This is a genomic window from Chryseobacterium sp. JV558, assembly GCF_033712365.1.
Lineage (GTDB): Bacteria > Bacteroidota > Bacteroidia > Flavobacteriales > Weeksellaceae > Chryseobacterium.
Map to the genome: position 1 here is coordinate 218,290 of NZ_WJHU01000004.1, position 18,540 is coordinate 236,829.

Annotated in this window: 16 protein-coding genes; 9 read left to right on the forward strand and 7 right to left on the reverse strand. The window is 35.7% G+C overall.

The features are described 5' to 3' along the window. Positions 1-90: 90 nt before the first annotated feature. On the reverse strand, positions 91-1,104 hold the full coding sequence (locus GFU89_RS15470; protein WP_318847986.1) for a glycosyl hydrolase: 1,014 nt from the start codon (positions 1,102-1,104) through the stop codon (positions 91-93). A 44-nt stretch (positions 1,105-1,148) separates the two neighbouring features. Beyond that, complete coding sequence (locus tag GFU89_RS15475; protein WP_318847987.1) at positions 1,149-2,666, reverse strand: amino acid permease; 1,518 nt, start codon at positions 2,664-2,666, stop codon at positions 1,149-1,151. Positions 2,667-2,831: 165 nt separating this feature from the next. Between GFU89_RS15475 and pnuC the strand changes: the two genes are divergently transcribed. The 5 genes from pnuC (at position 2,832) to GFU89_RS15500 (ending at position 8,840) form a co-directional block, all read left to right on the forward strand. Next, positions 2,832-3,509, forward strand: a complete 678-nt coding sequence (gene pnuC / locus GFU89_RS15480; RefSeq protein WP_318847988.1) for a nicotinamide riboside transporter PnuC — start codon at positions 2,832-2,834, stop codon at positions 3,507-3,509. Next, positions 3,506-4,180 (forward strand): hypothetical protein, encoded by a 675-nt coding sequence (locus tag GFU89_RS15485; RefSeq protein WP_318847989.1) that lies wholly within the window; start codon positions 3,506-3,508, stop codon positions 4,178-4,180. The genes pnuC and GFU89_RS15485 overlap by 4 nt, the downstream gene beginning before the upstream one ends. Before the next feature lie 90 nt (positions 4,181-4,270). Next, the gene (gene dapF, locus GFU89_RS15490) at positions 4,271-5,038 is read left to right on the forward strand and encodes a diaminopimelate epimerase (RefSeq protein ID WP_318847990.1); all 768 of its coding nucleotides are present in this window, start codon (positions 4,271-4,273) and stop codon (positions 5,036-5,038) included. Between the two features lie 33 nt (positions 5,039-5,071). After that, a complete protein-coding gene (gene mltG, locus GFU89_RS15495; protein ID WP_318847991.1) occupies positions 5,072-6,097 on the forward strand; it encodes an endolytic transglycosylase MltG in 1,026 nt (341 codons plus the stop codon). A 133-nt stretch (positions 6,098-6,230) separates the two neighbouring features. Further along, positions 6,231-8,840 carry a TonB-dependent receptor domain-containing protein gene (locus GFU89_RS15500; protein ID WP_318847992.1) on the forward strand — a complete coding sequence of 870 codons (2,610 nt, stop codon included), beginning with the start codon at positions 6,231-6,233 and terminating at the stop codon, positions 8,838-8,840. 51 nt (positions 8,841-8,891) lie between these two features. On the opposite strand, the gene GFU89_RS15505 is transcribed toward GFU89_RS15500, so the two are convergent. From GFU89_RS15505 to GFU89_RS15520, 4 genes are all read right to left on the reverse strand, one after another. After that, positions 8,892-9,344: an adenylyltransferase/cytidyltransferase family protein gene (locus tag GFU89_RS15505; protein WP_318847993.1), complete on the reverse strand. Its 453-nt coding sequence runs from the start codon at positions 9,342-9,344 to the stop codon at positions 8,892-8,894. Between the two features lie 153 nt (positions 9,345-9,497). Further along, positions 9,498-10,520, reverse strand: coding sequence for a UDP-glucose 4-epimerase GalE (gene galE, locus GFU89_RS15510; RefSeq protein ID WP_318847994.1), 1,023 nt, complete (start codon positions 10,518-10,520; stop codon positions 9,498-9,500). Between the two features lie 9 nt (positions 10,521-10,529). Then, positions 10,530-10,940 carry a hypothetical protein gene (locus tag GFU89_RS15515; protein WP_318847995.1) on the reverse strand — a complete coding sequence of 137 codons (411 nt, stop codon included), beginning with the start codon at positions 10,938-10,940 and terminating at the stop codon, positions 10,530-10,532. Between the two features lie 4 nt (positions 10,941-10,944). Further along, a complete protein-coding gene (locus tag GFU89_RS15520; RefSeq protein ID WP_318847996.1) occupies positions 10,945-12,069 on the reverse strand; it encodes a DegT/DnrJ/EryC1/StrS family aminotransferase in 1,125 nt (374 codons plus the stop codon). An 88-nt stretch (positions 12,070-12,157) separates the two neighbouring features. On the opposite strand from GFU89_RS15520, the gene GFU89_RS15525 reads away from it, so the two are divergent. Further along, on the forward strand, positions 12,158-13,759 hold the full coding sequence (locus GFU89_RS15525; protein ID WP_318847997.1) for a S8/S53 family peptidase: 1,602 nt from the start codon (positions 12,158-12,160) through the stop codon (positions 13,757-13,759). Between the two features lie 183 nt (positions 13,760-13,942). Here GFU89_RS15525 and GFU89_RS15530 read toward each other — a convergent pair whose 3' ends face one another. Continuing rightward, positions 13,943-16,477, reverse strand: a complete 2,535-nt coding sequence (locus GFU89_RS15530) for a phosphoenolpyruvate carboxylase (RefSeq protein WP_318847998.1) — start codon at positions 16,475-16,477, stop codon at positions 13,943-13,945. Positions 16,478-16,592: 115 nt separating this feature from the next. Between GFU89_RS15530 and GFU89_RS15535 the strand changes: the two genes are divergently transcribed. From GFU89_RS15535 to GFU89_RS15545, 3 genes are all read left to right on the forward strand, one after another. Then, positions 16,593-17,312, forward strand: coding sequence for a hypothetical protein (locus GFU89_RS15535; RefSeq protein WP_318847999.1), 720 nt, complete (start codon positions 16,593-16,595; stop codon positions 17,310-17,312). Positions 17,313-17,386: 74 nt separating this feature from the next. Next, positions 17,387-17,791: a hypothetical protein gene (locus GFU89_RS15540; RefSeq protein WP_318848000.1), complete on the forward strand. Its 405-nt coding sequence runs from the start codon at positions 17,387-17,389 to the stop codon at positions 17,789-17,791. A gap of 35 nt (positions 17,792-17,826) precedes the next feature. Next, entirely contained in the window at positions 17,827-18,432 is a 606-nt protein-coding gene (locus GFU89_RS15545; protein ID WP_318848001.1) for a hypothetical protein, read from the forward strand. Positions 18,433-18,540 lie beyond the last annotated feature (108 nt).

Here is an 18,540-nt window from a genome sequence, read left to right on the forward strand (position 1 = left end):
CTATGAATTATATTAGGTTCTATTTTATAATGAGTCTAAATACGTATGATCAGGCTTTTGGCAAATAGTGATAAATTCTATACCTGATATTTAAAATTTTAATTTCATGACAGCAATTCTGCTATTTCCTGCAAGAACAATACTGTTACCATCAATCCACTGACAGACAAAGAAACCTTTTTCATCAGAAATTTTCTTCCAGGTTTTTCCAAAATCTGAAGAATAGCTGATGTGTTTGTCTCCAACTGCAATGATTTCTTTTCCTTTTGACCCAGGTTTAATTTTCACACAGGTTGTATATCCTGCATTTTGTCCTGAAGCCTGAATCTGCCAGGTTTGTCCACCATCATTAGTGGTTGCAATATTATTGACATTGGCATCCTGTTTTGTATAATCTCCTCCTGCAGCAATTCCGAAATGGTCATCATAAAAATCTATAGAATACATTCCTTGTGAAGATTCTCCTTGTACAACGGGTGTATTGAAAATTTCAATTTTTTCATCTTTCAGATTCATTCTTAGGATTCTTGAAGCCTTCCCTCCGGTTGCAATCCATAGGTGTTTTTTAGTTGATGAAATATTGGTATTACTGGCGGCAAAAGCCGCTTCACCTTCATTCAGGGATACATTATTTTTAAACATATTCCATTTCCCATTTCTATACACTGCCAGTTTCAGCAAGTGGTCTTTATCTGCATCACTAAAGGTAAAGGCAAGCTTATCATTCACAAAACGTAAAGCATCATAAAATGCTGTTTTGGCCGTATCTTTAAAGACAATCTGTGATTTCAGATCTTTCTTATTGATTTTAAAAAAACGGGCAGGACTTTCAATATTGATGGTATAAAAAGAAGTTTTATCCTGTGCCAGCGTTCTGAACTGAAGCTTATCTTCAGATAGCTTGATCTGTTTCTGGTTTTTATGGTCTTTAAGATCTACAAACCCTAATTTGGAGTCTGTACCACTGTACCAAACCTTATGGTCATACAGCTCAAGTGCTCTTATACTGATTTTATCATTCAGAATGGTTTCAACGCTTTCCACCTGCTGGGAAAACGCTGTAAATCCTATAGACAAACACAAAATGGAGAAAATCTTTTTCATATTATAGAAGATAAAAAAAACCGCCGAAGCGGTTTATATTAGTATTAATTTACGTCCTTATATTTTTCAGGATTATTAAGTTTACTATTTGATTTCCCGTAAAGGAAATATACTAAACCTCCTAAGAACAACCATACAGCAGAAAGTTCCAATGCATGAGCACTTAAGTTAAATATCAGATAAATATTGATAAACACTCCCAGTCCTACAACTATTTTATAAGCTGGAACTTTGAAAGGTCTGATCAAATTAGGTTCTTTTTTTCTCATCACCCAAACCGCAATACAAACTAGTGTAAATGCAAACAGGGTTCCGAAACTTGTCATATCTGCCAATGTTGAAATTGGAGTAAATGCAGCGATAAATGCAACTACAATTCCCAACAAAATGATTCCTTTGTAAGGTGTTTTTGTTTTTGGATGAAGCTGACCGAAAAATTGAGGAATCAATCCGTCTTTTGCCATTCCGATGAAAATTCTTGACTGTCCCATCATCATTACCATTACTACGGAAATTAATCCTACAGTAGCAGCGATGGTAACTACATTACTCGCCCAGTGTTTTCCGGCAATTTCAAAAGCATAAGCCACAGGTGCCTTAATAGCATCAGGGTATTTTCCTTCAGGATTAAAGTCTGAATAATGCATCATCCCTGTCAATACAAGTGATACACAAATATAAAGCGCTGTACACACTAAAAGTGATGTAATGATTGCAAAAGGGACATCTTTTTTAGGATTAATAGCCTCTCCTGCCTGTGTAGAAACAGCATCAAAACCAATATAGGCAAAGAAAATAGCTGCTGCTCCAGAAATAATTCCTTTAATACCATAGGCGGAAACCATGTCTCCTTCAGAGTTCTTAAGCTTTACTTGATCCGGAATAAAAGGCTTCCAGTTTTTAACACCATCTACCGCATTATAAAGATCAGTATTAGAAAAAATAATATATACTCCTGCGATAATTACAAAGATAACGGCAGAAGTTTTCATCAAAACGATCAGGTTATTAGCTCCTGCTGCTTCTTTAGTTCCTTTTACCAATAATGCAGTAATTAAAAGAACAAGAATGAATGCCGGCAGGTTCATTGAAAAACCATCTCCTGTATAACTGGCAGGATCTGATGTAAGATAGGCCGGTAAATGAATATTAAAGATTTTCAAAAATTTGGTAAAATATCCGGACCAACTCACGGAAACGGCCATACTCGCCATGGCATACTCGAGGATAAGACACCATCCCATGGCCCAGGCAAAAATTTCTCCTACCGTTCCATAGGCATAGGCATAAGCTGAACCCTCTACAGGAATAATGGATGCAAATTCTGCATAACATAATGCAGCAAAAACGCAGGCAATACCTGCTATGATAAATGAAATGGCAAGTGCTGGTCCTGCGTGATAATAGGCTCCTGTTCCGGTAAGAACAAAGATTCCACCTCCAATGATAGCACCCACTCCAATTGCTGTTAAACTCCATTTTCCAAGGACTTTTTTCAGCTCACTTTTCTTCATATCTGCCTCATAGGCACTTAGTGGCTTTTTAACCCAAATTTTCGACATGTTTTTTTATTTATTAAGGATTTACGAAAATATAAAAAATTTAGGAACTCCCACGTTTATCGTTAAACTTTCGTCATTTATTTTACATTAAAATCTTTAAAAACCTGAGCAACACATTATTTAATCCATTTTAAAAAGTCCATATTTTTGCTTATTTTTGATTGCATGAATTTATATGATCTTTTTGTAAAACCTTATGAAAGCTATGATTCTTTACAGATTACACTGGAAGCATCAGGTGCTGTTTTCGGAATATTGAGCGTATTTTTTTCCATTAAGAAAAATATATGGGTATACCCTACAGGCATTATTTCAACCCTGATCTATGTATATCTTCTTTTTAATGCCGGGCTGTTAGGAGACTGTATGATCAATGTCTATTATTCTGTCATGAGTATTTATGGCTGGGTTTTATGGGCAAGAAATTCTGAAGATCATGTTCATGTAGAAGTTACCTGGGCCACCAGAAAAGAATGGTCTTATGCCACCCTACTTTTTATCTTAAGTCTGGCGCTGGTTACTCTTATTTATTATTATAAGCCTTATATTGATAATCAGTTTTCTATGAAAGGAACCAGTTTAGGATTGTATCATCTGGATTGGGCAAATTGGATGGATATTTTTACCACTTCAATATTTTTAATAGGAATGTGGTTCATGGCCAAACAGCGCATTGAGAACTGGATTTTCTGGATTATCGGAGATATTATCTGTATACCTATGATGATTTTTAAGGGACTTGGAATCACTTCGGTTCAATATTTGGTATTTACTATAATGGCTATCTTAGGATACCTCAATTGGAAAAAAAGTTTTAAAGAAAAAAGTACAATAAAGTCATGAAAAATTTATTTAAAATAGCAGTCAGTATTTTTGCTATTACCAGTTTAACATCTTGCTTAGCATATACCGACGGATACGGAAGCAATAATGGTGGTTATGGTGACCCCTATTATAACAACGGATATTACTATGCTCCTTCCGGATATTATGGAAATGGCGGGTATTATGGTAATGACGGCTATTATTACAGAAATAACGTTAATTACTACTATGATAATGGCATTCCTTATTATTATGACACTTATAATAATTCCAGAAGAAAAGTCTATGTAGAAAGAAGATCATCATCTTCTTCAAGACCTCAAAACGGATTCCAGAATACTCGTACAACGGATGGTAACGGCTCTTACAATAATAACGGAGGATTCAATAATAACAGAAACTCCAATAGTAACAGCAATAGCAGCAGAAACAACAATGGCGGATTCAGAAACCAAAACAGTGGTTCTCAGAATAACCAAGGTAACCAAAACAACAGCGGATTCAGGAATCAAAACAGCGGTAACCAGAATAATCAGGGAACCCAAAATAACAGTGGATTCAGAAACCAAAACAGCGGCAGCCAAAACAGTGGCAGATCAGAATCTTCCGGCGGTGGATTCAGAAACAGCTCCAGTGGCCAAAGCAGTAGTTCAGGCAGACAACAGAGCGGCGGAGGCGGCTTTAGATAAAACGATTATAAATAAGGAAACGAACAGTTAACACTGTTCGTTTTTCATTTTAAATATATTAATTTTGCTTCTTCATTTTAGACAAAAAATATGGAATTTTATAAATATCAGGGAACAGGAAATGATTTTGTAATGGTAGACAACCGCGATCTGCAGTTTACTAAAGATAAAAATAGTATTGAAAAATTGTGTGACAGACGTTTTGGAATAGGTGCTGATGGTCTTATTCTATTGGAAAACGATTCTGACTATGATTTCAAAATGGTTTATTACAATTCTGACGGAGGAGAAAGTACCATGTGCGGAAACGGAGGAAGATGTCTTGTAGCTTTTGCTTTTTTCCTTGACATCTTTGAAGATAAGTGCAAATTCATTGCAACAGATGGAGAACACGAAGCTGAAATCCATAACGGGATCATTAAATTGAAAATGATCAATGTGGACACCATTTCACAGGACGGAAATGACTTTGTTCTGAATACGGGATCTCCACACTATGTAAAATATGTAGAAAATCTTCCGGATTACAATGTGTATACTGAAGGAAACGGGATCAGAAATTCTGAAAATTATAAAGAAAAAGGAATCAATGTGAACTTTGTAGAAAAAATTTCTGATAATGAAATTTTTGTAAGAACCTATGAACGAGGCGTTGAGGACGAAACTTACAGTTGTGGAACAGGAGTTACAGCTTCTGCTTTAACTTTTCTTCAAAAACATAATCTAACCTCTGTAAAAGTTAAAACTTTAGGCGGAAACCTTAAAGTATATGCTGAAAAAAGCGGAGATACATTCCAGAATATTTGGCTGGAAGGTCCTGCAAAGCAAGTTTTTAGAGGTAAAACAGATCTTCTTTAAAAACAAAAAAACTTTTAATCAACATTTATAGGAATGAAAAAAGCTATTCTCATTATCATTCTGCTGGCTTTTGTAACTGCAGGATTTTTTGGTTTGAGATTTTATAATAAATATTTAGGAAACAACGTAGAAAAAGACGGTTATGTTCTGATTCCTCATAGAGCAGGTTTTAAACAGATCCTTGACTCTATTGCTCCTTATATTAAAGACAAAGAATCTTTTGAAGCCGTAGCTAAAGAGAAAGGTCTTGATGCTAATTTTAAAGCAGGACGTTATCACATCCAGAGCGGAACAGGAAACAAGAACCTTGTCAACATGATCAAAGCAGGTAATCAATCCGCAAATTCTTATAGAATCGGAGATTTTGGAGATATGTACCAGATGATTGGCAAGGTGACCAAAAAGACGGAAATTGATTCATTACATTTTATAAATGATCTGGATGCCGTGGCACAGGAAAAAGGGTATAAAAATGTTGAAGATTTAAAAAAATATTTTTTCATTGATACTTATAACTTTTTCTGGACCGTAAGCCCAAGAGAGTTTTTCGCAAAGTTTGAAGATCAGTATAATGATTTCTGGACGAGTGAAAGAAAAAATAAAGAACAGCAGTCTGGTCTTACAAGAGATCAGATCTATGCACTGGCTTCTATTGTTTATAAGGAATCCGGAGGAAAAAAAGATGAAATGAAAACGATTGCCGGATTATATTTAAACCGTTACAGAAAAGGAATGAAACTTCAGTCTGACCCTACGGTGATCTACGCAATCAATAAGCAGACTAATTTTAAAGAATCTATTAAAAGGGTATTATATAAGCATTTGTCTACACCATCACCTTACAACACTTATGCAAACGCAGGTATTCCTCCGGGCCCCATCTGTGTAGTGGATAAAAATTCGGTTGATGCTGTTTTAAATGCTGAAAACAACAATTATATATTTATGTGTGCTGATCCCGCAAGGTTTGGATACCATAAGTTTACGGCAAGTGCTGAAGAACATGCTGTAAATGCAAAAGCGTACCAGGACTGGCTCAACTCAAAAAATATAAAATAAGCTTAGAAAGCACCTATAAATTTATACAGCTAGAAAAACAATAAACGATCATAATGTTTTGAAGATCAAATTAATATGGATATTCAAAATGTTAAGGGTTATCCTTTCACGATTTTATACAAAAAAATAACCTATGAAGAATAAGACAGAAATTGTCAATATTTTCACCAGAAAAACTTTAGGACTTACGTTAGTACTTTCAGCGGCGGCGATGGCATTTGCACAGGAGAAGGCTGGAGTTTCAGGGACTATTGTCAACAAAAAAAACCAACCGGTTCCTTATGCCTCTGTAACTTTCAGCAATAAAGTGAGCAAAACATTAAGTGATGCTGTACTGACAGATGAAAAAGGCCAGTATAAGCTTGAGCTTGTACCGGGAGATTATGATATCACAGTAGAGGCTATTGATTACAAAAAAAATGTAGTCAGTAAAAATATTGCTATAGCAGGTAATATCGGGGCATTATCTTTAGAGCCTGAAGCTGCTACAACCATTGATGGCAAAACAAAAGAAATCCAGGGTGTTGTAATTACTGCTTCAGCAGCCAAACCCTATAAAGTAGAACTTGACAAGAAAACATATGATCCTTCACAAGATATCGTGAGCAAAGGAGGAAGTCTTCAGGATGTATTGACCAATGTTCCTTCAGTTTCTGTAGATACGGATGGAACCGTTTCTATGAGAGGAAGTACCAATGTAAAGTTTCTGATCAATGGAAAACCTTCTGCCCTTCTGGGAATAGATGATGGGGCCAACGCCTTACAAAGTATCCCGGCTGATCAGATTGAAAGAATTGAAGTCATTACCAACCCTTCTTCTAAATTTGAAGCAAGCGGAACTTCCGGTATTCTGAATATTATCCTTAAAAAGAACAAAAAAATCGGATTTAATGGTAGCGTTGTAGGATCTTTAGGATATTTCCCAAGAACCTCGCTTAACACCAATCTGAGCTGGAGAAAAAATAACTGGACCTGGTTTGTAAACGGTGGCGGCGGTTACACGGAAAATAAAACTAAAAATAATTCGGAAACGACATATCATAATCTTACTTTTCCTAAGATCCTTCCTGATACGCAGCCAAATGATGTTCTTGCTCATCAACTGCAAAACTCCACCAGTAAGACCTATAACAAAAATTATAATGTAAGTGCTGGTTTTGTGTATGATTTGTCTGACAAAACATCCATCAATGTAACAGGATTGGTAAGAACTTTTGAAGGAGATGGAAATGAGCTTCTGCAGACGTATGACAGTTTTCACAGATTTTTCACAGATCCATCAGATCCAAATGGAACTGCGGGAACATGGCAGTTATTAAACCCTTACGGACAAAGAGAATCTAAAACGATATTTAATAACCTTGCTTTCCAGGGAGATTTAGGTTTAGATCACAAATTTGATGATAACGGTCAGAATTTATCAGTATCATTAAGTTTACAGAGAAACAGAAGCAACAACAATGCGAATATTCTTGAGACCAACGACCTTCTTCCGGATGTACAGGATATTACCCGAAGACATTCTGTAAGCAAAACAGTGATCGGGAAAGCAGATTACGAATTACCTATAGGAGAAAAGTCTAAGATTGAAGCAGGATACAGATTGGATGTGAATGATAACACTTATGATAACTTTGTAAGCAGTACTTCCAATAATCCTTATATCCAGAACTATAACAACAATACAGATTACAGGGAGATCTTCAATGCTTTCTATTTACAGTTTAAAAGTAAAATCGGAGAAAAATTTGCTTATCAGCTTGGTTTAAGAGATGAACTTTCCAATGTAAAGATCAATTATATCAATCAAAATCCTAATGATCCGCAATTAAATAAAACAAAGAACTACAACAATTTATTTCCGAGTGTATTCTTAAGCTATGATGTATCTAAGAACAATCAGATTTTGGTTAATTATTCCCGTAGAATAGACAGACCAAGATCTTTCTTCATGGTTCCCTTCCCGAATTACAGCAACAGCCAGAATATTTTTGAAGGAAACATAGATCTTAACCCATCATATGTAGACTCATTTGAAGTAGGATATAATATTACAAAAAAGAAGTTTACTATTAATCCTACCTTATACTACAGACATGCTACGGATGATACTAAAATGCTAGTCTACAGACCTGATGAAAATCTGGGAGTATTCTATACAAAACCTATCAACCTGGGAAGTGACGACCGCTATGGTTTGGATCTGAACTTTACCTATGATCCTTTTGCATGGTTAAAAATAATGGGTAGCTTAGACATGTTCGGATATAAGACGACCGGAATTGCTTATTATGATGCTATTGATAAAAATAAGCAGCAGCAAACACGTAATATGAACTTTACAGGAGATGGTTTCTCTACCAGAGCACGTCTTAATACGACATTTAAGCTTGATAAAACATTAAGTGTACAGCTGCAGGGATTCTATAGAGGAGCTCAGAAATCTGCCAACCAAAATACAGAGGATATGTATGCGCTGAACCTTGGTGCTTCCAAAACGATCTGGAAAGGAGACGGAACAATTTCCTTCAATATTCAGGATATCTTCAATACAAGAAGCAGAGAAGTACTTAGTTTCAATGAGGATTATACCCGAAGAAACTATATGCAGTGGCAGCCAAGACAGTTTTCTATTTCTTTAACCTATAGATTCAAACAGGGTGAAAAAGTAGATCAGCCTAAAAAGAAAAAGGATATCAATTCCAATGCAGCCGGAGACGACCAACAAGGCGGTCCAATGTAATACAACAAAAATAAAATCCCGAAAAGTACTTTTCGGGATTTTTTATTAATGTTATTTTACAGTCTCAGCTTGTGAGTCTTTTTCTTTTTCAGCTTCATAGATTCTTCTTCTCAGATCACTGGTGGAAAACCTATGGTCTCTTTTGTTGTAAAAGATCTCAATTCCTTTTTCTTCACAGTATTTCTTACCTGTAAAGTCTCTGTCCATATAATCATCTCCAATGATTCTTACATCAATCACAAATGATTTTAAAATATCCAAAAGATCTTCTTCCGTATAATAAGGAATGATCTCATCCACCGCATTTACTGCTTTCAGTTGAATGTATCTTTCAACGATGGTCTGGCTTGGCTTATTTTTATTGGGACGATCGTGGGAAGGGTCGATCTGAAGTCCTACGATTAAATAATCACATACAGTTTTGGCTTCTTCAAGCATTTTGATGTGCCCAGCATGTAATAAGTCAAATGAGGAAAATGTAATCCCTATTCTCTGTGTCTTCATATTAATTTTGAATTAAAAACTTCACTGAAATAAATGTTCTTTTAAAAAGATAAAAAACAAAAAATTCAGGGAAGACGTTTTGTAATTTGTTTATATAATTCGTTCTTTAATTGTTCTTTCATATGGTTAGTAAAATTTCATAACCATTGAAACTTATACATTCCTTGTATTCAAATATTTCTGCCATTCCCAAACCGTTCTTAAAGATTCTTCCAGAGACGTTTCAGACTTCCAGTTGAGCTCTTTTTCGGCCTTTTCAGCGTTGGCATACGCAATCGTGATATCTCCTTCTCTTCTTGCGCAGATCTGATAGGGTACTTCTACATTATTAGCCTTTTCAAAAGCTTTCACCACTTCCAATACAGATGAACCTTTTCCTGTTCCCAGATTGTAGGTATCAATCACAGCTTCCATTGAAGAATCTTCTATCAATTTCTTTAATGCTGCAACATGTGCTTTCGCCAGGTCAACAACATAAATATAATCACGAACGGCTGTCCCGTCCTCTGTAGCATAATCATCTCCCCAAATACTCAGTTTCTCGCGTACTCCTGAAGCGGTCTGCATCACATAAGGTACCAGGTTATTAGGAATTCCTATCGGCAGTTCTCCAAGTTTTGCAGAAGGATGAGCTCCGATTGGGTTAAAATATCTTAATAACGAAATTTTACGTTGATAAGCATTTGCAAAATCAATCAGGATCTGCTCTCCCATTTGTTTTGTTTTCCCATACACACTTTCAGGTACTTTTAAAGGAGTATTTTCGTCAATTGGCATTACATCTGCCTGCCCGTATACTGTACAGGATGAACTGAAAATAAAGTTGGAGATTTCTCTTTCTTTAAATTCCTGAAGAATATTAATCATTGAGAACAAATTATTCTCATAATAGTCCACCGGTTTTATCTGGCTCTCTCCTACTGCTTTAAAAGCTGCAAAATTGATACAACCATCGATCTGATGGGCATCAAAAACCTGAGTAAGAAGTTCCTTTCTTCTTAGATCAAAAGGATAAAAAGCCGGCTTTTTACCTGTAATCTCTTCTATATTCTTTAAAATAAATCTTTCCGTATTGGATAAATCATCTACTATAACTACTTCAAAGCCGCTATTGATAAGTTCTACCACTGTGTGAGAACCAATATATCCAAGTCCTCCTGTAACAAGTATTGCCATTTTTATTTTTTAATCTTCATGTTTTCCTATACTTTCTATTTCGTTACCACTCTTATATTTTTTCACCTTAAACATATTTATAATCAATAAACTGAACATCAATATAATTAAAAATTTAAAAGTAAAATGTCCTAAAATATTATATCCATTTAAAAATCCAAGTAATAAAGGATAGCCTAAAATAATTATGGATAAAAATAAACTAAGATTTAGGAACACTATAGCTTTATCATATTTTTCAACTAAATTGACAAATGCAAATGAATTAATAACTAACGAAATACCAATAAATAATGTTTTAAATAAACTAAAATCATTAAATATATCAAGAACCAAAAATGATGATATTATAAAAAGTAATAAGCTGGTGGTTACCGCTAAGTAATATACCAACTTATACTTAAATATCTTTTTGTTCATTTATTTATTTCATAAACTCAAGAACAGCATCTGTAATATACTTCAGTTGTTCTTCGTCTAATTCTGTATGCATTGGTAAAGAAATTACCTGATCCAACAGCTTATCTGTATTCACAAAGTCTGCATCATTACTTTCCTGGAAGTATGCTTTCTGCTTTCTTAGTGCTACCGGATAATAGATCATTGCAGGGATTTCTTTTTCCGTTAAAAACTTCTGAAGCTCATTACGTTGTCCGTTCAGAATTCTTAAAGTATACTGGTGGAATACGTGAGTAGAGTTTTCAGCTCTTTTCGGAGTCAGAATATTAGGGTTTCCTTCGAATGCTTCATCATAAAAATCTGCTGCTCTTTTTCTTGCTTCGTTGTAAGAATCAAGGTGAGGAAGTTTTTTTCTTAAAACCGCAGCCTGAATACTATCCAGACGGGAGTTTACTCCTACCTCATCATGGTAGTATCTTTCGTACATTCCGTGGTTTACAATCCCTCTTAAACGGTGTGCTAATTCATCGTTGTTGGTGAAAATAGCTCCACCATCTCCGTAGCATCCAAGGTTTTTTGAAGGAAAGAAAGAAGTTGTTCCTACAGTAGACATTGTTCCTGCCTGTTTTACAGTTCCGTCAGAGAATGTATATTCTGCACCAATTGCCTGGGCATTGTCCTCAATAACATATAGATTGTGCTCTTCAGCAATTTTCAAAATTTCTTCCATATTGGCACACTGTCCGAAAATGTGTACCGGAATAATCGCTTTTGTTCTTGGCGTAATCGCTTTTTTAATCTGTTCTGTAGAAATAGTGAATGTATCATAATCTACATCTACCAATACAGATTTCAATTTAAGCAGGTGAATTACTTCTACCGTTGCAGCAAAAGTAAAATCAGCTGTGATAATTTCATCTCCTTCTTTCAGATCTAATGCCATTAGGGCAATCTGTAAAGCATCTGTACCATTGGCACATGGAATCACATGTTTTACTTCTAAATAAGACTCCAATTCATTCTGGAAAGACTTTACTTCAGGACCGTTAATAAACGCTGCAGAGTCCATTACATTCAAAACTGCATTGTCTACATCATTCTTTATTTTGTAATACTGACTTTGCAAGTCAACCATCTGAATTTTTTTCATATAACAAATATTTCTGTAAAAATAAGGAATTTAATATCCTATCAAAAATTTTATTGATTTTGTTTTTATCTTTATACAAAATAATCTTATGAAAAAACTTTTACTCTTTTGTTTCCTAACAGGTTATCTTAATGTATCTGCCCAAACAGAACTTGTTTTTGTTTTCTTTACTGATAAGCCGAATAAGGCTGCTTTCTATGCAAATCCGCTGTCTGAACTCAGCCAGAAATCACTCAACAGACGTACAACGCTGGGAATTCCTCTCAACGATCAGGATGCGCCTATTGAACAGTCTTACCTTCAGAATCTTCAAAATTTAGGATTTACTGTTACAGATTACTCAAAATGGCTCAACGGAGCTGCAGTGAATGCTACTCCTGCCCAAAAAGCATTGCTGCAGACTCAATCTTTTGTTTTGTCTGTTGAAAGTTTTGCCAGAAACAGCTCAACCACTGTAAAAGCAGCACCTGGAAAATGGAAAGATGATGCCAATCTCAATAAACTGCTTACCACCTTTAATTATGGTTCCGGCGCCGGCCAAATTGATCAGGTTAATATCCGCCCCCTTCACCTGGCAGGTTATACCGGAACAGGGATTTCTATAGCAGTCATTGATGCCGGATTTCCAACGGTGAATACGGGAACTGCTTTTTCCAGATTATGGAATGGTAATCATATAAAAGCGGCCTATGATTTTGTCACTAAAACCGGAAACATTTACAATACAACACTCAGTCCGCATGGCTCAGTGGTATTAGGAGCTATCGGCGGATATCTGGAAGATATTTTTGTTGGTGCTGCTCCGGATGCTGATTTCTATCTCTACCGAAGTGAAAATGCCACTGTAGAAGTTCCTGAAGAAGAGCTATACTGGATTGAAGCCGCTGAGGAAGCGGACAGAAAAGGCGTGGAAATCATCACCTCATCACTGGGATACAACATTTTTGATGAAAGCCGTTACAATTATACCTATGCCAATATGAACGGAAGTACTTCTTTCATTGCCCGCGGAGCAGGTATTGCTGCTGAAAAAGGAATTTTTGTTCTTGCTGCTGCCGGAAATTCCGGGCTTCAGCCGTGGCATTATCTGATGACCCCATCTGACAATGCTAAAGTATTCTCTATCGGATCTGTAGATTCTGCCGGAAATGCATCAGGGTTTTCTTCTTTCGGACCTAACTCCGTTGGAGTGGTAAAACCTGATGGAAGTACCCAAGGAACTGCTACAACAACAGTATATGATAATGCTACTACAATTGTAAACGGAACGTCCATTGCTACCCCTATTGCTGCAGGAGGTGTAGCCTGTCTTATCCAGGCATTTCCAACAATGGACAGGGAACAGATGAGAACAAAGCTAAGACAAACCGCCTCGCTTTATCCTGCTCATTCAGATCAGACAGGATATGGTATTCTCAACTTCGGAAGCCTGTATAATCTGGTTCTGAATACTTCTGAAATGGTAAAGAAAGATAAACTTTCTATTTTCCCGAATCCTGTTAAAAACATTCTGAATATAGCATCAGAGCAGGAAGTTCAGTCTTTGGAAATTTATGATAACCTGGGAAGACTGATCAGAAAAAGCAGTCATCAGAAATCTATAAAAGTGGAAGATTTTGCAAAAGGAACTTATTACCTGAAAATTCAGATGAAGGATAAAGTTTACTATGAGAAATTCTTAAAGGAATAAAAATTTTTGTCTCTCGCAGATTTTGATTTGTTGAATGTGCGAGGGATATTATGAGTTTTCTAAAACTGCATATACTCTATTTTGGCTAAAGCCGATGGATTGATTCATAAAAAAGAACGGGCTAAAGCCCGTTCCTATTGATATATTATTGTACAATCTGTACAAAACATTTGTTTAAATAACTTACGCTGAGTTTCTACTCGCATTAATATTCCCGAATAAAGACCGGGTCACCAGCTTTTCATAAGCTTCTTTATTGCCCTCTCCTTTCTGTATTTTCATCAACGCATATTGTTGAATGCTCAATAATGGAAGTACAATCTTTTCACGGATCTTCACTGATTTTCTGGACAGAGGATCTTCTTCCTGAAGCATTTTAAATCCTGTCAATTCCAGCATGATTTCTCTTGAAAGCTCATATTCATCAAAAAGAACATTCCAGAATGCACCAAATTTCGGGTTGCTTTTAATATAATAAGTCAAAGGGAAATAAGACTTGTTCATACTCATCATGGAGTTCAACACTAAAGTTTTAAAGAAATCCGAACCTTTATACAGTTCTCTTACTTCTTCAAACCTTCCCTGCTCTTTCATCTTTTGCATCGCATACCCAAAACCGAAGAAACCGGGAACGTTTTGCTTCAACTGTGACCATGACCCCACAAACGGGATAGCTCTCAGATCTTCAAATTTCAGTTCGCTTCCGTTTCCTCTTTTGGAAGGACGGCTTCCGATATTTGTTTTTCCATAATATTCAAGGGTACTCATCTCCTGAAGGTAAGGAACAAACATAGGATGAGCTTTTAAGTCTGAATATTTTCCGTAGCTGATATCTGCCAATTCAATGATCAAGGCCCTTTCCTTTTCTGTAAGCTCTTTTTTTGCATTTTTGAATACATCATTTTCCACACCAGCGGTCAGAAGCTGTTCAAAGTTATATTTCGCCTGTTCTTTATTTCCAAAAATACTGGTAATCGTCTGCCCCTGAATTGTAAGTTCAATCTTATTATTGGCAATAGTTTTTCCTTGAGAAGCATAGAAATCATGGGTCTTTCCTCCTCCTCTGGCTGGCGGTCCACCTCTGCCATCGAAGAATATAACTTTGATATTTTTCTGCTCGGAAAGCTTGGTCAATACTTCTTTGGCTTTATAAATTTCCCAGTTGGCTTTTAAATATCCTCCATCTTTAGTTCCATCAGAAAATCCAAGCATAATGGTCTGCTGGTTTCCTCTTTTTTCCAGGTGTTTTTTGTAAACAGGATTATGATACAGTTCATTCATCACGTTTTCAGCGTTGGCAAGACCTTCCATCGTTTCAAAAAGGGGAACAATATCCATATTGATATCTTCGTCTTTATAACCACAGACTTTAAAGAATGCATAGACATTCATCACATCTTTTACTGCATCGGAATTGGAAATAATATAACGGTTCATTCCTCTTAATCCGTTCAAATTCTGAATGCCTGTAACCTGTGAAACTGTTAACAATGTATCTTTCACAATATCTTCAAAATCTTCAGCGTTTACGGTTTCTGAAACCTGAATCAGTTTATTGAATTTATGTTCGTAATCAGCCTCTTCATTCCCGTATACTTTTGCGTAAACGTCATCAATCACTTTCTGATGAATCCTGCTGTCCTGGCGGATATCCAACGTTGCAAAGTGAGTTCCGAAGATCATCACCCGATCCTTGAAATTAGCCAGAAGATCTAAAAACAAGGAATTATGTTCATTAATTACTATTTTTTCCGCTTCTGTGGCTTTCTTTAAAATATCTTCAGCTGTAATACTTTTCCCATCAAAAATTGCTGCATACAGTTCTTCACTTAATTGGGTTAAAACTTCAGAAACCCCTCTAAAACTCAATCTTCTTCTAATGAATTTCAAATGACTGTAATAGGATTTCAGAATGGCTGAGCGAAGTTCTTCCGCCACCCTTTTCGTCACATCTGCCGTTACAAACGGATTTCCGTCCCTGTCTCCTCCAGGCCAGAATCCAAGCTGAATAATATCTTCATGAAGATGGAAATGTCCGTTTCCAAAAGTCTTTTTGATCTTTGTAAACAGTTCGCCAATTGTATCGTAATACACATATCTCAGATATGAAATGATGCTTAAAGCCTCATCTATAGGAGTCGGTTTTTCTTTGTTGACAAAAGGAGTCTTCCCTAGCTGCTGCAAAAGCATATCAATCTGAGTAACGGAGTCACTGGTAATAGCTCCTCTTAAGTCCTGAATGATCCTTTGTACGGAGCTTGGATAAAACTGTGTAGGGTGCGCCGTAAAAACAACTTTTATACTAAAGTCTTTTAATTTTTCGCGAACTTTTTCAATTTTATGATCCTGAAAAGAACGTTCAAAGAGATTGGTTACAGTACCGCTGTCACTTTCAGAATGAAGATTCGGAAAAGCAGCATCTTCAATACTGTCAAACAAAACTACCTGTCTTTCTATATACTGAATGATCTTAAAAAGCAGTTCGAGTTTCTGCTCTTCGGTCTGAAGATCGGTATGGTTTTTAAAAAATTCTTCGACGATGTTTTCGGGAGTTTTTCCTGCTTCATAGCCGGTTCTGCTTTCCTCATAAAGAAACGGAAGCAGCATTCCGATATTCGTCATTTTATCATAAGGCAGGCTCATAAATAATGAATTGTAGATCTGGAACTTATTTTCCACGATCTGCCTGAATTTTTCTGCGCGTTGGTCGTGTATCATAGTAACAAATGTAAGCGATTTTTAAATGAATTGAATTGACAAATGACAAAAATTACAGCCATGAAAATGAAATTTATATTAATTTTACTTAGTTTTGAAAGCTATTAAAAGAACCATGATCAAATTCAATTTTAACGTCAATGTGAATGTTAAAACCAACGGAACCCAGCTTGATAAAAAGGGACTGAAAACTATTTTAATCATATTTGGAGTGTTTATGCTGGTCTTTGTTTTTTCAGCAATAGCTTTTAGTTCTTTTGCTTTTGGTAGTATGGAATCAATGCAGGAAAGAGTTGATGAATATAATAAACAGGTAGATGCCATCCACTCATTACCGGTTCTTAAATGCATCGTTTATACAGACCAAACGACCTCAGCTCCTCTATCAGGAAAAGATGCAGCATTCTATCTGCTGCGTGTGGGTACCGTCAAACGAAACAAACGATATAAAGAAAACTACGAAAAATTCGATTACGTCATGGCAGCAGGCTATCCCAAAGGAGCTCAACTTTTAATCAATGGCCAACCATATCCTATTGATTTTAATAGATGCATCATAAAAAATCCGGATCAAAGAAACATACCTTTTGTCTACGAAACTTATACTACCAGTGATAGAACACCTTATTATCTGCAAGATTATAAAGCCAGAGGGACTCAAAAAATTTCTTTATTAAAAGATCAGCATCCCTGGATTCAGTCTTTTTTTGAACCTGACGGGTTAAATAATCTTCTTGTCAATGAATATATTTTCAAGAATGGCGATTCTGTTTATATCAATGGAAAAATTGAGAATAACAGGATTGTTCCGTTTGTGGAACATATGCTCGACTAATTCTTTGATATATATATGTAGAAGATACTTTAATATAATTTTCATTAATTTTACTCGTACAACATCCATAATCCATGAAAAAAATATTTACTTTTCTACTCCTAGCCATTCTGTTCATCTCTTGTGAAAAAGATTGTTACAATGCACCGCTACCTATCATTTTTGAGTTTGTAAATTCCAATAATGAAAATCTTATTGCCAATGGAACATTGACCACCTATTCGGTTCAGGATGAAAACAATGTTAATGTACAATTAAGCAAAACATCAGACAACAAGTTTATTGTAGAAAATGTAGGTGCTTATAACGGAACAAAAAAATATAAATTTTATTCTAATATTAAAAACCTTGATTTTTCAATACAGTCATCGGAATTTAAAGGGGCTTGTGATGGGTATCAAATCAATAAACTGACTTTTACAGGGATAGATATTGATGTAACTGATGAAAAGGGATATTATAAAATTGTATTGGAATAATTCTCTTTAAATTTGTACTGAAAAACACGTTATCTATGAAACTCATCATCGCATTTTCCCTGATCCTTTCCAATCTCCTCTTTGGGCAGATCAAGGTACCTGATGATTATAAAAAAATTCCTGATATCCTTGATACGGTGGATTATCTCTACCCTTTCATTGTTCCTGATAAAGACTATGCCTACTGGCGGGTACTCAGTAATGACACTGATTATGAAAAAGCAGTGATCTACGAGAGCCAGGCTCCCGATTTTATGACGATCAATGAGCCTGTTCCGGAAAGAGGTTTTTTCCAGAAATGTATGGGCAGCAACTGTTTTTCATACATCCTTGCATGTAAAAATGAAAGATCTGTTTATTTTTCCAATGAACAGCAGTTAAGAAATTTTATCGGAACGGTGGACAATCTTCCGGAAGCTATTCTGCTGGCAAAAACTTATGGCTATTCGGTAGATACGAGTAACCGTTTTACCGGAGCTTATAAAATTGAGGACCGCCATATCTCTATGTATCTGATGCAGTCTAAGGGCTGTCCCGTTGTGAAAGAGTCTTTTTTGGTTAAAATCAACAGAAAAACCGGAAAACTGGAGGCAAAAAGTAATGGAATCTATTCAAAAGATGAAAACTGTACTTCTTTGTAATTATTTTTTTTAGAAAACGCTAAGACACAAAATAGTTTTTATGCTTCATAAAGCAATAGCTTTCATAAAATATAATAATAGCAATTTTAAAATTTCATTAACTCAATT